We start from the raw sequence: 14,401 nt of genomic DNA, 5'->3' as shown, positions 1-14,401 counted from the left end.
GGCTTTGATACTCTTTCATCGTGAATCTCCTTCTCTTGGCGGAGATAGGAAATTCGCGCTGACCGTCGTAAAGGTCAAACCTTGGTGAGTCCCCCGGCAGAGCCGGGGGCTTACCTCACTGAGTTAAAAAGCCCGCGTAGCTTGCGCTAGCGGGCTTTCAACAATGCTTGGTTGCGGGGGTAGGATTTGAACCTACGACCTTCGGGTTATGAGCCCGACGAGCTGCCAGACTGCTCCACCCCGCGTCAGAGAAAAGCGATTGTATAGGGCCGTTCGCAAGACGTCAAACAATCGGGTGAAATAATTTCAGACGAGGCGCAGCGCGTGTCCGCACTCATGCAGCACGTGAAAGCAGTAAATGAGTGCAGCAAACGAGCGGACAACTCAGAGATCCTCGACCGTCGAGCCTTCGACTTTGCCGTCGATGATGTCCGCGCCGTACTGACTCGCGCTGCGTTTCGCGACGCCGAAATCGGAGAACGTGGACGGCAGCACGAGACGAAATACGCGGCTTGCCTTCGAGCCGCTGATGGCGCCCGGCCGGCAGACGCGTACCGCAACGTCGTAACCTTCGGCATGACGCTTGTGACCGTCGAACTTGTCGAACTGCCGCGAAAACACCAGCGGATGCACTTCGAAGTCCTTATAAAGGGCTGGATAGGATTGGGCCATGATGCATCCCCGATGCGCGTAAATGTGATCCCACTATACGCCGCGCAATGAAGGGATCGCGCTTTTATTTTTCACGGCCGCCGAGGCAATTTTCACCGTCGCTCGTCTCGCGCGATAAGATGCGGAACTATCGGAATCAACCCGATCCCGCCAACCCGAATCCGGGTCGCAAGACGGGTAGTCGCTGAAGCAAAATAAAGCAAAAACGCGGGGTCAGCACCCCACAAAGCCTTGCCCGGCAAGAATGTGAGAATTTCATGAAAATCGCCACCTGGAACGTCAACTCCCTCAAAGTCCGCCTGCAGCACGTCATCGACTGGCTCGAAACCAGCCACGCCGATGTGCTGTGCCTGCAGGAATTGAAGCTGACCGACGACAAATTCCCCCGCGCCGAACTCGAAGAAAAAGGCTACCGGAGCTGGTTCGCGGGCCAGAAGACCTATAACGGCGTCGCCATTCTGGTGCGCGAACGCCTGAACGTCGACGAAAGCAGCATCGTGCGCAATATCCCCGGTTTTGAAGACCCGCAGCAACGCGTGATCGCCGCGACCATCGAAGGCGTGCGCATCGTCTCCGCGTACTTCCCTAACGGCCAGGCGCCGGGTACCGACAAATTCGCCTACAAGCTGCGCTGGCTCGCTGCACTGCACGACTGGATCGCGAGCGAAATGGCGCTGTATCCGAAGCTCGCGCTGCTCGGCGATTACAACATCGCGCCGGAAGATCGCGACGTGCACGATCCGAAAGCATGGGAAGGCCAGAATCTGGTGTCGCCTGAAGAGCGCGCCGAGTTCGTGCGGCTGATCGAACTCGGTCTTATCGACGCGTTCCGCCAGTTCGAGCAGCCGGAGAAAATCTACTCGTGGTGGGACTACCGGATGATGGCGTTCCGCCGCAATGCGGGGATGCGTATCGACCACATTCTGTTGTCGAAAGCGCTCTCCCAACTATGCTCGTCGTGCGATGTCGACAAGGTGCCGCGCAAATGGGATCAGCCGTCGGACCACGCACCGGTCGTCGCGCAGATCGGCTGAACGCGCGGCGCACGCGTGGCCTTAAGCGAGGCCCGAGCGAAGCAGCAACCGGTCTGGTTAAAAAGCCTACGCCGGCTCGTTCAAACAGCGCCACAGGAACTCGAACACCATTGCATCATGCTCGGCCTGCTCCAGCTCATCGGAGCCGCCGTGGCCCCCTTCCGTGTTCTCGCGATACCAGACCCTTTCTGCACCCAGCGCCTGCATGCGCGCGGCCATCTTGCGCGCGTGTCCGGGATGCACGCGGTCGTCCGCAGTCGACGTGGTGAACAGAACTGGCGGATACGCCACGTCCGCACTCACGCGATGATAGGGCGAGTAAGCTGCCAGCACGCGCGCTTCGTCGGGCTCGTCCGGATCGCCGTATTCATCGATCCATGACGCGCCCGCGTGCAGAAGGTGATAGCGGCTCATGTCGAGCAGCGGCACTTCGCACACCACGGCCCCGAACAGTTCGGGCCGCTGCACCATGCACGCCGCGACCAGCAGGCCGCCATTGCTGCCGCCCTGAATACCGAGTTGCGCGGCGCTGGTCACGCCTGTGCTGATGAGCGCCTCGGCCACCGCGATGAAATCGTCGAATGCGCGCTGCCGATGCTCGCCCTGCGCCGCCGTATGCCACTGCGTGCCGAACTCGCCGCCGCCGCGAATATGCGCCACGACATACACGCCGCCCCGCTCCAGCCAGCCGATGCCCGGCCCGGTCAGATAACTCGGCAGCAACGGAATTGAGAAGCCGCCGTAACCGTTGAGCAGGCATGGGCGCGGTTGGTCGTGCGGTTGGTCGTGCGGTTGGTCGTGCGTCGGCTGCGCCGTCTGCCCTTGCACAGCATGTTGCGCAACCCGCGGTCCGATCACGGTGTACGGCACCCGCGTGCCGTCCGCGGATACCGCATGCCCACGCGTCACCGCGAACGGCGTGGCGTCAAGCTGAGTCGGCCAACGGTCGAGCAACGTCCAATCAGTCAGGTCGTCCTGAGCAAGATCGGTGAGCCAGTATGCTGGCGGCTGCAAATAATCGTCGGTATCGACGAACACTTCGTCGTTCAGCGTCGGCTCGACGGGTGACACGTCGGCTTGCACATCGTCACGCGACGGAAAGAGGCGTTGATGCCAATGCCAGGCTTGATCGTCCGCTTGCGACGGGATCCACAGCGAGGTCTTGCTCTGCACATCCTCCAAGTATGACACGATCAGGTGATTGCACGTGTGCGTCCACTCGCAGGCGGAGGTTTGCGATGTCGGCGTGAAAAGCGGCACCACGTCACGCTCGCCACGCAAAAACGCGGCTTCGCGGATCGCCAGCAACGCGCCGCCCAGATAGCGCGCTCCGTTGCAGTCCCAATCGAGGCGCGGCTCCAGCAGCAGCCAGCCCTGCCAGCCGCCGACCGCGACGTGCGATGGCACGTCGTACTGGTGCCAGGCGATCGCACTGTTGGCCGCATTGGCACTGCTGGCACTGCTGGCACTGTTGGCACTGTTGGCACTGTTGGCAGCACCGGCACGATTGGTGGCATTGGCACCGTCTGCAGCGCCATCGGTGTTATCGAGGTAATACGTATGCGAATCGAAGAAATCGACGCTGCTTATCACCGTGTGGCGCTGGTCGATCGGATCGTAGTGCGCTTCCACACCGATGTCGCCGAACGCGCCCTTGAAGACCACCGGCGCGTCGGCCAGCGCACTGCCCCGCGTCCAGCGCCGCACTTCGCGCGGATAGCCGGAGCGCGTCAGCGTCTTGCGGCCGTTGTCCCAGCCAACGTACAGCGTATCCCGGTCGATCCACGAAGCCGTGTGCTTGCCGGCCTTCGCAATTACGAAACCGTCGTCGACAAAACGTTGCGCGTCGATGTCGAACTCGCGCACCACCAGCGCATCCGAGCCGCCCGGCGACAGTGTGATCAGCGCGCGATCGCCATCCGGATAAAGAATGTCGAGTTCGGCACAGACCCATGGCGTGCCTTCGGCTGCACCGAGCGCGTCGAAGTCGAGCAGGTTCTGCCAGACGGGTGCGCCGCTACGCCAAGCCGCCCAGGTCGTGCGCCGCCAGATGCCTTTGGGATTGCGTTCGTCCTGCCACAGATCGTAGGCGCAGTCCTTCCAGCGATCGGGGATGACCGGGCGCTCGCGCGGCAGATAAGCGTCGGCAAGCCGCCGTTTGAGCGACTCGAATTCCGCGCTACTGCACCATGCGGCGCGCGTGCGGGCGTTCTGCGCTTCGACCCACGCGAGCGCGTCAGGGTCGTCGAGCGCCTCGAGCGACAGAAAGGGATCGGGGGAAAGCGGCCAGGAGAAAGGCGTGGGAGCAGCGGGAGAATCGGGCATCGTCAGCTGTCGAATGAAAACAGCGTCGATTATGCCTTGCGCGAGCCCGCTGACCCTGCAAACCTCAGGGCTCGAGATTGAGCTCCTGAATCTTGCGCGTAATCGTATTGCGACCGATGCCGAGGCGCTCCGCCGCCTCCACCTTGCGTCCGCGCGTGAAATCCAGCGCCTCGCGAATCACCGCCGCTTCGAAACGGCGCGCGAGTTCGTCCATGACGTCGGCCGCATTCTCACGCAACATCCGCGCGACTTCGGTGCGCAAGCCGCCTTCCCAGGCACTTACGGTGGTCGCTGCCGGCATGCCGGCAGCGGTAGCCGGATGCGTGGCCGCACTGGTGCCGTTGATCGGCGCACCGCCGGCGAGGCCTGCTTCGCCCGTGCCGATCAAGCCACTGCCACCGCCCGCGAGATCGGTCACGCCTGCTTGCGCAGGACCCAGATCGGGCGGCAAGTCCTTGATCTCGATGGTCTGCGCCGGCGCCATCACCGTGAGCCAGTTGGCGAGATTCTCCAGTTGACGCACATTGCCCGGAAACGGCAGCGATGCCAGGTAAGCGAGTGCCTCTTCGGACACGCGCTTCGGCTCCACGCCCAGATCGCGCGCGCTCTTTTGCAGGAAGTGGCGAGTGAGCAGCGGAATGTCTTCGCTGCGTTCGCGCAACGCCGGCAAGCGCAAGCGGATCACATTGAGCCGGTGATACAAGTCCTCGCGGAACAGGCCCTGACGTACGCGCGATTCGAGATTCTGGTGCGTCGCCGCAATCACGCGCACGTTGGCGCGCAACGGATTGTGGCCGCCGACGCGATAGAACTGCCCGTCCGAGAGCACACGCAACAGGCGTGTCTGCAAATCGAACGGCATGTCGCCGATTTCATCGAGAAACAGCGTGCCATTCTCGGCCTGCTCGAAGCGCCCCTGGCGCATGGCCTGCGCGCCGGTGAACGCGCCGCGCTCGTGACCGAACAGTTCGGATTCCAGCAGATCCTTCGGAATCGCTGCCGTATTCAGTGCGATGAAGGGACCGTTCGCGCGTGGGCTATGTCGGTGCAACGCACGCGCGACCAGTTCCTTCCCGGTGCCTGATTCGCCGGTAATGAGCACGGTGGCCGCGGAATGCGACAGCCGGCCGATCGCGCGAAACATGTCCTGCATCGCCGGCGCCTGGCCGAGCATCTCCGGTGCTTCGGCGACGCGGTCGTCCCACGTCTGTTCGCCGCGCATGCTTTCGTCCACCGCGCGACGGATCAACTCGACCGCCTTGTCGACGTCGAACGGTTTAGCGAGGTATTCGAACGCACCGCCCTGGAATGCGGCAACCGCGCTGTCCAGGTCCGAGAACGCCGTCATGATGATGACGGGCAAGCCCGGCACCTTGTCACGGACGGTTTGCAGCAATTCGAGGCCGGAGCCGCCAGGCATCCGGATGTCGGACACCAGCACCTGAGGGCTGTCGTGATCGAGCGCCGCGGAAGCCTCGCGCACGTTCGCGAAGCTGCGTGTCGCGAAGTTTTCGCGAGCAAGCGCTTTTTCGAGCACCCAGCGAATCGATTGATCGTCGTCTACTATCCAGATCGGCTTCATATAGGTCGTTCAGAAGTCTTAAGAGGCGTTTGGTGTTAGCAGTCGAGCGGCAGCAGAATCTGAAACTCGGTATGGCCCGGCCGGCTTTCCACTTCGATCAGCCCGTCGTGCTGCTGCACGAAGGTCTGCGCGAGCGTCAGGCCGAGACCGCTGCCGTCTTCGCGCCCCGACACGAGCGGATAGAAAATGCGGTCACGGATTTCCTCGGGAATGCCTGGGCCGTTGTCAGTGATATGCAAGTCCAGTGCCAGCTTACATAAGCGTTTCGACACGGTGATCTTGCGCGCAACGCGAGTGCGCAATTCGATGCGCGCGTCGCCTTGCGAAATGCGTTCACGCAATGCTTCTGCAGCATTACGCACGATGTTCAGAAGCGCCTGGATCAGTTGCTCCTTGTCGCCGCGCAGGTCCGGCACGCTCACGTCGTAATCGCGCTCGATCGTGAGACCACGCGGGAACTCCGCGAGAATCACCTGGCGCACGCGCTCGCATACTTCGTGGATGTTCACGTCGCCGACGATATGCGGATGGCGGTGCGGCTCCAGCAAGCGATCGACCAGCGTTTGCAGCCGGTCCGATTCCTTGATGATGACCTGCGTGTACTCGCGCAACTCGTCGCGCTGACGCTCGCCGAGTTCGAACTCGAGCAGTTGCGCCGCGCCGCGAATCCCGCCGAGCGGGTTCTTGATCTCGTGCGCGAGATTGCGGATCAGTTGTTTATTGACTGCCGTGAGGTCATTGATGCGCTCCTCACGGTCAGAGCGTAAATGCCGCTCGTTCTCGAACAGTTCGAGCAGCACGTAGTCTTGCACGCTCTCCAGGAAGCCGACGATCGCATGCACATGCAGTGGCTCGTGGCCCGGGCGCTCGAGTACGGCGTCCAGATGCGTCGCGTGAAAACGGTGGGCAGCGATCGCGGAGATGGTCGCGACCAGTTCGTCGGCATTCGAGAAGATGTCTTGCCATGCCATCTGCGTCAGTTGCTTGCGCGAAAGCTCAAGCATCGATTCCGCCGACGGGTTCGCAAACACCACGCGCAGTGTGCGCTTTTCGAGCACCAGCACAACCGTCGGCAATGCCTCGAAGCCCGGCAGCAAACCGGAACTCACCAGCTGAGCGTCGTCCGACAGCGTCTGCTCGTGTCCTTTTCTTGCCTTCATCAGATTCTTCAGAACCATCTTGCAGTCTGGCCGATAGGAGATGGTGATAAATCAGGTGTACCGCTTGTTGTCCTGCTTGTTGTCCTGCCTACTGCCCTGCTTCATTGCCCCCACGCCGCGAACGTCGCGAGTGGACTCATTCGGGTCTAACAAAAAAGGGACGGCGCCGCCGTCCCTTCGTGACCGATCGCGAGCGTCGGGCAAAGCGCTTCGCCGTTTGAAGGGCGAAGCACCATTGCCGCTTACAGCGAGTAGTACATTTCGAATTCGATCGGGTGCACCGACTGGCGATAGCGTTGCAGCTCGCCCGTCTTCAGTTCGATGTACGCGTCGAGCATCGAATCCGTGAACACGCCACCGCGCGTCAGGAACTCGCGGTCCGCGTCAAGTGCGTCCAGCGCCTGGTCGAGGCCGGCACACACGGTCGGGATCTTTGCATCCTCTTCCGGCGGCAGGTCGTACAGGTTCTTGTCGGCAGCTTCGCCCGGGTGAATCTTGTTCTGCACGCCGTCCAGACCCGCCATCATCAGCGCGGAGAAGCACAGGTACGGATTCGCCATCGGATCCGGGAAACGCGTTTCGATACGGCGGCCCTTCGGGTTCGACACGTGCGGAATGCGGATCGATGCCGAACGGTTGCGAGCCGAGTAAGCCAGCTTCACCGGCGCTTCGAAGTGCGGCACGAGGCGCTTGTACGAGTTCGTCGACGGGTTCGTGATCGCGTTCAGCGCGCGAGCATGCTTGATGATGCCGCCGATGTAGAACAGCGCGAATTCCGACAGACCTGCGTAACCGTTGCCTGCGAACAGGTTCGTGCCGTCTTTCCAGATCGACTGGTGAACGTGCATGCCCGAACCGTTATCGCCGACCACCGGCTTCGGCATAAACGTCGCCGTCTTGCCGTACGTGTGCGCGACGTTCTGGATGATGTACTTCATTTGCTGCAGCCAGTCGGCGCGTTGTACCAGCGTCGAGAACTTCGTGCCGATTTCGTTCTGGCCCTGGCCCGCGACTTCGTGGTGATGCACTTCGACCGGGATGCCGATCTGTTCGAGCAACAGACACATTTCCGAACGGATATCCTGGAACGTGTCGACCGGAGCGACCGGGAAGTAGCCGCCCTTCGTGCCCGGACGGTGGCCGGTGTTGCCGCCTTCGAAGTCCATCGCCGACGACCACGGCGCTTCTTCCGAACCGATCTTGACGAACGTGCCCGACTGGTCCGTGCCCCACTTGACCGAGTCGAAAATGAAGAATTCCGGTTCCGGACCGAAGAAGGCCGTGTCGCCGAGGCCCGTGCTCTTCAGATACGCTTCAGCGCGCTTCGCGAGCGATCGCGGGTCGCGTTCGTAGCCCTTGCCGTCAGCCGGTTCGACGACGTCGCAGGTCAGCACGAGGGTCGACTCTTCGTAGAACGGGTCGATGAAGGCGGTGTTCGCGTCCGGGATCAGCAACATGTCCGATGCTTCGATGCCCTTCCAGCCGGCAATCGACGAACCGTCAAACGCATGGCCGCTTTCGAACTTGTCTTCATCGAATGCCGACACCGGCACCGAAACGTGTTGCTCTTTGCCGCGCGTGTCGGTGAAACGGAAGTCGACAAACTTGACGTCTTCGTCTTTGACGAGTTGAACGACGTCGGCCACGGATTTACTCATAACCTATCTCCTGATTAACGAATTCGGCGGATTCAGCCGCCGCCCAATCTAGCTGACCCGTCCCGGCGCGTCCACCCCTCAATCGTTGAGGATGAACATAAAAGCCTGCTGGGACAAATCGATCGGGACCAATAAAGCAGCTTCTGTGCCATGTATGCGCCAACCCGGCGCAAGAGCACACTGCGCGCGCGTTTGCGGGGAATGGGCGCACCGAACAGCATGCGGCCCCGAAAACTTTGCGCCACATCACGCACCGTGTTAGTGCATTCGCAAAATCAACAACGAATGACATCTCTATTTTGGTGCATTTATAGAAATATGCACCACCATCGAGCGCTCGCCCCCTTGCTTTGTGCGGACGAGACGCTGCCTCCGAACCGCATGCGCACCGCACGCTACGCGCTAGATTGAACACGCGTCCTCTTGCTTCGCGCGGACGCACCGCCTCTCAACCGCATGCGCACCCTACTCCACGCGCTAGAATGTTAATTTGGTCCGAAAGAGGATTGCGCTCATGAGCACGCTCGAACAGTTGTACGCTCAGGCGGACAAGCGCCGCACCGAGAACCAGTTGCCCTATGCGGGCGCGATCTCGCCCGCCGAGGCGTTCGAACTGCTGCAACTCGATCCGCGCACGCGTCTCGTCGACGTGCGCACCCGTGCCGAACTTGATTGGGTCGGCCGGCCAGTTATCGGCGACGGACAATACGTGCATGTGGAATGGACACGCTATCCAGGCGCCGTGCCGAACCAGGAATTCCTTCAGCAACTGAGCCAGGCCGCCACGCCCGATACGCCGGTGCTGTTTTTGTGCCGCAGCGCCGCGCGCTCGAAGCTCGCCGCGATCGCCGCCACCCAGGCGGGCTATACCAAGGCGTACGACCTCCTGGAAGGCTTCGAAGGCGATAAGGACGGCCAGGGGCATCGGAAGACAGTGTCGGGCTGGTGTTTTCGCGGGTTGCCGTGGCTCGGCGCCTGATAGCTGAGCGGGTGCCTGCCTGAGCGGGTGCCTGCCTGAGCGGTTGCCCGCTCAGCTGCTCGATCGCTGCTGACCGCTTCAGCGGCGCCTGCGTGGAAGTAACGCTGCCGGCTCGGAGCGACGAATAGCGTTCACCGGCAGCGCGTGCAAGCCGACGCGCGTGGACACTTGATGGCCCCTCCGCCGGTTAGACGGGACGATTAGATGCATCGTCGGCGCTGCATGTGACAGGCCGATGATGCGTTGAGTCTTAGGTCAGGCATGGGCGTGAACGCGCCCAAACAAAGGTTAGCGTGTGTGGAACCGCTTAACCGCGGCTCGACTAGGGCTCAGCGACGAATTAAACGCGGCTCAACCGCGCGGCTTGGCCGCAGCCGCCTCAGGCTCAACAATGTCGCCGCCCAACAGATGCACACCCTCGCGCAGCTTCACGAAGGCCGCCGCCACCGCTTCCGGTTCGCCCTTCACACCGAGATCGATGTGATGCCGTGCATACACGCCGCCGCGCTCCGCATCGCCCACGCTCGGCAGGCTGAACACCCGCACGCCCGGAAAATCCTGTTCGATCTTTTCCATCAACGGCGTAAGGCGCGACTCCGGCAGTTCGAAGACCAGCAATGACTTTTCCGCGTGCGGCATCGCGTGATGCAGATGCGCGTACTGCGTATCCAGCACCCACTCGATCATCGGCCACGCCATCACCGGAAAGCCCGGCACGAAGTAATGCTGTTTGATCGAGAAGCCCGGAATCTTGTTGTAGCCGTTGGGAATGATCGACGCGCCCTGCGGAAACGTGCCCATATTCAGACGATGCCGGTTCTCCGGCGTTTCCAGATCGAGCGGCGTAGTCGCGTTCGCCGGATACATATCGCGAATGCGCTCCTGGATCAGCTTCGCGGCCTCCAGATGCAACTCGAGCGGCACGCCGAGCGCGGCTGCCGCGCACTGGCGGGTGTGATCGTCCGGCGTGGCGCCGATGCCGCCCGTGGAAAACACGATGTCGCCCGACGCGAACGTGCGTCGCAGCGTTGCCGTGATGCGCTCCGGCTCGTCGCCGATATATTCCGCCCAGCCGAGCGACAGCCCGCGCGCGCCCAGCAACTCGATGACCTTCGGCAGATGCTTGTCGATGCGTCTGCCCGACAGGATTTCGTCGCCGATGATGATGACGCCAAATGCCATTGCCGCCTCTTTCATTTAATCAGTAAGGAACCGGCGCCGCGTGCCGCGGGCCGTGCTCTTCCGCGCGCATGCGTTGCAGCGCGCGCAGACAGTAGTAGCCGAACCACAGCGCCGAGAACACGAGGATGAACGCGTAAATCCAGATGGTCACCGCAGTGATCACCGGGAACAGCACGATCAGCCAGACCGACGACGCCCACAACAGGGTAGGCAGCGAACCCAGCAGTCCGCTCGCGATGCCGATCAACAGCAGCGGCAACCGGAAGCGCCGCACCAACGCGCGCCGTTCGTCGCGCGTGGCATGCAGCGCGAGCGCGTCGTAACTCATCACGCGATACGTCAGCCAGCCCCACAGGAGCGGCGGAATCAGCGCGAAGAACGGCGGCACCAGCCAGAGCGGCAACGTGACGATCAGCAGCACGAGACAGACCAGCGTGGTCCACAACGCCTGACCGAGGCTACCGTACCACGTTCCGCCGTGGCGCATCTCAAGGCTGGCGAATTGCCGCGCCGACAGAAAGCGGATCACCGCCGGCATCGACAGCGTGGCGATCAACAGCAACACCGTGACGACGATCAACGGAATCGCCATCGCAATCACGATGAACGGCGCGATCGCCGCGTGCAGCGCCGAAAAGCCGAGCCAGTCGAACAGACGATAAAGCGTGACCGTGAACGACCAGTTGTCGAGCCACGTGCGGGTGGCGCCGATCAGCGTCTGCCAGGAAAACCACAGGATCACGCCCCACCCGACCGTCGCCGCCAGAAACGGCAGGAAGGTCAACCAGAGCATGCGCGGGTGGAGCGCGCTTGCGAGCGCGCGCCCAAACGAGCGCAACAGATCATTCATGCGAGCCAGTGCCGGTGAACAAAACGATGGAATAAGGGAAGCGGCGCGACAAACCGGCGAAAAGTGCAGCGACCGGATCGGGATACGGACCGGAAAGCCGAACAGAAAACGAACCAGGAACGTGCGCGCAAACGGGAACAGGATAAACCACGTGACGCGCCACCGGGAAAACCGGCGGCGCGAGAGGAAGAATGCTCAAACTGAGGCGGCGTCGCTGCCCTCGGTGCGACGCCTCGGCGAAAGCCGCTCGGCGATGCGTACGAAGGCGAGCCAGTGCTGCGCCCAGAAACCGTCACCGTAGCACCGGCCTTCGAGTTGGTCACGGATGCCAGTCGGCTCCATCTCCCGGCTCCACGACACGCTGCGAAACAGCATGTCCCACCAGGGGAACAACACACCGAAATTGCAACCGTACTTCAGGCCTTCGTGACCATAACCGACTGCATGGTGACGGCGATGGAAAGTCGGGCTGACCAACAGGCGCTCGCCGAGCCAGCCGAAGTAGACGCGGATATTCGCGTGCTGAACGCTCTGTGCGAGGTTCGTGATCGCCACCAGCACGACGAATTGTGACGGCGGCACGCCGATCACCAGCGCGATCGCTGCGAAAAACGACGCCAGCAACAAACTGTCGAGCAGATGGTTACGGTTGTCCGACCATAACGACATCTGCTGCTGGCTGTGATGCACCGCGTGTAGCTCCCACCACACGCCGAACCGATGCCCCCAGCGGTGATACCAGTAACCGGCGAAATCGAGCACCAGCAGATACATCACGAACGTGACAAGCGGCTGCGTAGTGACGCCCGGCCACAGGTTGTCGAAGTCGATACTCGCGATGTTGTGCAGTCGCAGCCAGGCCTGCACGTTGTCGAAAAACGGCTGCAGCGCGAAAAAGAAGAACAGGTTGAGGATGCCCAGCCTGGCGATCCAGGTGTAGAGAATGTCGACCCGCACCGCCTTGCGGTTTTCCCACTGCTCGACCGGGCGGAGCGCCTCGAACGGGCGCAGGATCGCGTACATTGCCAGCACCTCGAAGACGCCGACGATCACCCAATACAGGCTGTCGAAAGTGTCTTCGTCATGCTCCATCAGATCGAAGTGGAACAGCAAAGGCTGCACCACGTCGACGTACAGCAGCGTCTGCACAGCTGAGACGACGCTGCTGAAAGAAGAAAAAATCAGATCGAACATGGTGCTGGCCTGTTACTTCATTCCTGACGGTTTGCCGATTACAGCGTCAAGCGCCGTTCGGCGCCGTGACCGGCGCGCGATTGAAGAAATAGATACCGTGTGGCGAACGGCCGACGGCAATCGTCTGGATCAGCTTGCGCGTGTTCAGGTCGATGATGCCGACGTGCTTCGCGAAGCGGAAGGTAACCCACAGATAGCGTTTGTCGGCCGAAAGTTCCATATCGTCCGGCCCCGACATCAAACCGGTGATGTCGCCGACATTGGTGAGCGTGTCTTCGTCAATGATGCTGATCGTGCTCGCGACGCGGTTCGACACCGCCACGTGCTTGCCGTCGGCCAGCGAACGGAAGTTGTGCGCGCCCTTGCCTGTCTGGATCGTCTTGACGATTTTCTGGTTGCGCCAGTCGACCACCGCGACGTAATCCGCCCCGGTCATGCCGATCAGCAGGTACTTCTCGCCCGGCGTCATCCACAGACCGGCCGGCACCTTGCCAACCTTCATCTTCCACTTGACGGTTTGCGTGGCCAGGTCGATAGCGGCCAGCTCGCCCGAGACCTGCAGCGTGACGAAAACCGTCTTGTTGTCATTGCTGAACGCCATGTGGCTCGGCATCACCGCGAGCGGCAGACGCGAGGCCAGCGTCATCTGGTTCTTCTGGCTGTCGAAATGATAGATGTCGAGACGGTCCAGACGCAGCCCGGTGGTGACGAGCCACTTGCGGTCAGGCGAAAAACCGATCTGATACGGATCCTCGATGTTCTCGACCCAGCGTTGAACCTGGCCCGACTTCGGATCGACGAACATCAGGTTGTTCGACACCGAGTTAGCGACGATCAACGACGAATTGTCCGGCGTGGCCATCAGGTGGTGGGGTTCCTTGCCCGTCGGCACCGTGCCGACGACCTGGTGGGTCGTTTCGTCGATCAGGCTCAGCGTGGCTTCAGCTGAATTGAGCACGATCACGTTGTTGGCGTGGACCGCCGGAGAAAAAAAGCCTGCGGCGGAGAACAGCGCGATGCCTGCGGCGAACGTGGCATTCAAGCCGGGAAGAAAAAATTTACGCATGAAAACTCACTTCGGAGAACAGCCGACATTGTAGAACGTTTGCCAAGGCCAGCGGTTGATGTGGATACGGGTGCAGCGTGCGAAAAAGCGGAAACCAAGAGGGATGCGAGCACGGCAGTGTCGGTGTATTCCGTTGCACTACTGACATAACGCCGGCTTCACGTAAGAAAATCCCCATTCGATTTTCACAGTGCCATTGCTTTAATCAAAACGACGGATTATTACATTCTTAGATTTTTGAATTCCACATAAGACAAATAAAGACTATTCTTTATATTTCCTAATTTTATACACTTATATAACAATTAATCAAAATAAATTACAAGCGATTATTTATTTTCAACCGTTTAGGAATTTGCCTATTCCGCCTCTTCCCCGCCACGCCCGACAATCCCGCCGATCATCGCCCATGCACTTAATCCAGTGGACTCAAGAGCGTGAAGCAGGCGATTCGGACGCGCGAAAAATTCAGCAGGACACGGAAAACAGACGACGGAGAAAACCGCGGTCTATATGTTCTTATTTTGTGCGCGACAAATCGGGGCGATGACGCCTTATCCGAATCGCTGCGCCTTCACGTGCAGTCCACGTACGCAATAACCGCGGAGTTTCTGAAAAAATGAATAAGATTTACAAATCGGTTTGGTGTGAAGCGACGGGAACGTGGGTGGCCACGTCGGAAACGGCTCGGTCGAAGAC

Annotated in this window: 12 protein-coding genes and 1 tRNA gene; 3 read left to right on the top strand and 10 right to left on the bottom strand. The window is 61.0% G+C overall.

The features are described 5' to 3' along the window. Nucleotides 1–168: 168 nt before the first annotated feature. Nucleotides 169–245: transfer RNA gene (locus tag GNZ13_RS41035), tRNA-Met, on the bottom strand. Between the two features lie 139 nt (nucleotides 246–384). Beyond that, nucleotides 385–672 carry a hypothetical protein gene (locus GNZ13_RS41030; protein ID WP_172175939.1) on the bottom strand — a complete coding sequence of 96 codons (288 nt, stop codon included), beginning with the start codon at nucleotides 670–672 and terminating at the stop codon, nucleotides 385–387. Between the two features lie 257 nt (nucleotides 673–929). Between GNZ13_RS41030 and xth the strand changes: the two genes are divergently transcribed. Continuing rightward, entirely contained in the window at nucleotides 930–1,706 is a 777-nt protein-coding gene (gene xth, locus GNZ13_RS41025; protein ID WP_172175937.1) for an exodeoxyribonuclease III, read from the top strand. A 66-nt stretch (nucleotides 1,707–1,772) separates the two neighbouring features. Here xth and GNZ13_RS41020 read toward each other — a convergent pair whose 3' ends face one another. The 4 genes from GNZ13_RS41020 to glnA form a co-directional block, all read right to left on the bottom strand. Then, nucleotides 1,773–4,031: a prolyl oligopeptidase family serine peptidase gene (locus tag GNZ13_RS41020; RefSeq protein WP_172175935.1), complete on the bottom strand. Its 2,259-nt coding sequence runs from the start codon at nucleotides 4,029–4,031 to the stop codon at nucleotides 1,773–1,775. 64 nt (nucleotides 4,032–4,095) lie between these two features. After that, entirely contained in the window at nucleotides 4,096–5,613 is a 1,518-nt protein-coding gene (gene ntrC, locus GNZ13_RS41015) for a nitrogen regulation protein NR(I) (RefSeq protein WP_172175933.1), read from the bottom strand. A 35-nt stretch (nucleotides 5,614–5,648) separates the two neighbouring features. Next, nucleotides 5,649–6,791, bottom strand: a complete 1,143-nt coding sequence (gene glnL / locus GNZ13_RS41010; protein WP_172175931.1) for a nitrogen regulation protein NR(II) — start codon at nucleotides 6,789–6,791, stop codon at nucleotides 5,649–5,651. A gap of 224 nt (nucleotides 6,792–7,015) precedes the next feature. Further along, on the bottom strand, nucleotides 7,016–8,431 hold the full coding sequence (gene glnA, locus GNZ13_RS41005; RefSeq protein WP_054037989.1) for a type I glutamate--ammonia ligase: 1,416 nt from the start codon (nucleotides 8,429–8,431) through the stop codon (nucleotides 7,016–7,018). Nucleotides 8,432–8,945: 514 nt separating this feature from the next. Between glnA and GNZ13_RS41000 the strand changes: the two genes are divergently transcribed. After that, nucleotides 8,946–9,410: a rhodanese-like domain-containing protein gene (locus GNZ13_RS41000; RefSeq protein ID WP_172175929.1), complete on the top strand. Its 465-nt coding sequence runs from the start codon at nucleotides 8,946–8,948 to the stop codon at nucleotides 9,408–9,410. 351 nt (nucleotides 9,411–9,761) lie between these two features. On the opposite strand, the gene GNZ13_RS40995 is transcribed toward GNZ13_RS41000, so the two are convergent. From GNZ13_RS40995 to GNZ13_RS40980, 4 genes are all read right to left on the bottom strand, one after another. Continuing rightward, on the bottom strand, nucleotides 9,762–10,592 hold the full coding sequence (locus tag GNZ13_RS40995; protein ID WP_172175927.1) for a competence/damage-inducible protein A: 831 nt from the start codon (nucleotides 10,590–10,592) through the stop codon (nucleotides 9,762–9,764). Between the two features lie 19 nt (nucleotides 10,593–10,611). Then, nucleotides 10,612–11,442: an EI24 domain-containing protein gene (locus GNZ13_RS40990; protein ID WP_172175925.1), complete on the bottom strand. Its 831-nt coding sequence runs from the start codon at nucleotides 11,440–11,442 to the stop codon at nucleotides 10,612–10,614. A 195-nt stretch (nucleotides 11,443–11,637) separates the two neighbouring features. Continuing rightward, nucleotides 11,638–12,636 (bottom strand): sterol desaturase family protein, encoded by a 999-nt coding sequence (locus GNZ13_RS40985; protein ID WP_172175923.1) that lies wholly within the window; start codon nucleotides 12,634–12,636, stop codon nucleotides 11,638–11,640. 46 nt (nucleotides 12,637–12,682) lie between these two features. Then, a complete protein-coding gene (locus GNZ13_RS40980; protein ID WP_172175921.1) occupies nucleotides 12,683–13,702 on the bottom strand; it encodes a YVTN family beta-propeller repeat protein in 1,020 nt (339 codons plus the stop codon). 619 nt (nucleotides 13,703–14,321) lie between these two features. Between GNZ13_RS40980 and GNZ13_RS54470 the strand changes: the two genes are divergently transcribed. Further along, a partial coding sequence (locus GNZ13_RS54470) for an ESPR domain-containing protein (RefSeq protein ID WP_216675227.1) occupies nucleotides 14,322–14,401 on the top strand: 80 nt, incomplete at its 3' end.

Origin of the sequence: Paraburkholderia elongata (assembly GCF_013177735.1) — a bacterium.
Lineage (GTDB): Bacteria > Pseudomonadota > Gammaproteobacteria > Burkholderiales > Burkholderiaceae > Paraburkholderia > Paraburkholderia elongata.
The sequence above is the reverse complement of the archived record's forward strand: the minus strand, read 5'-3'. Positions and strand labels throughout refer to the sequence as shown.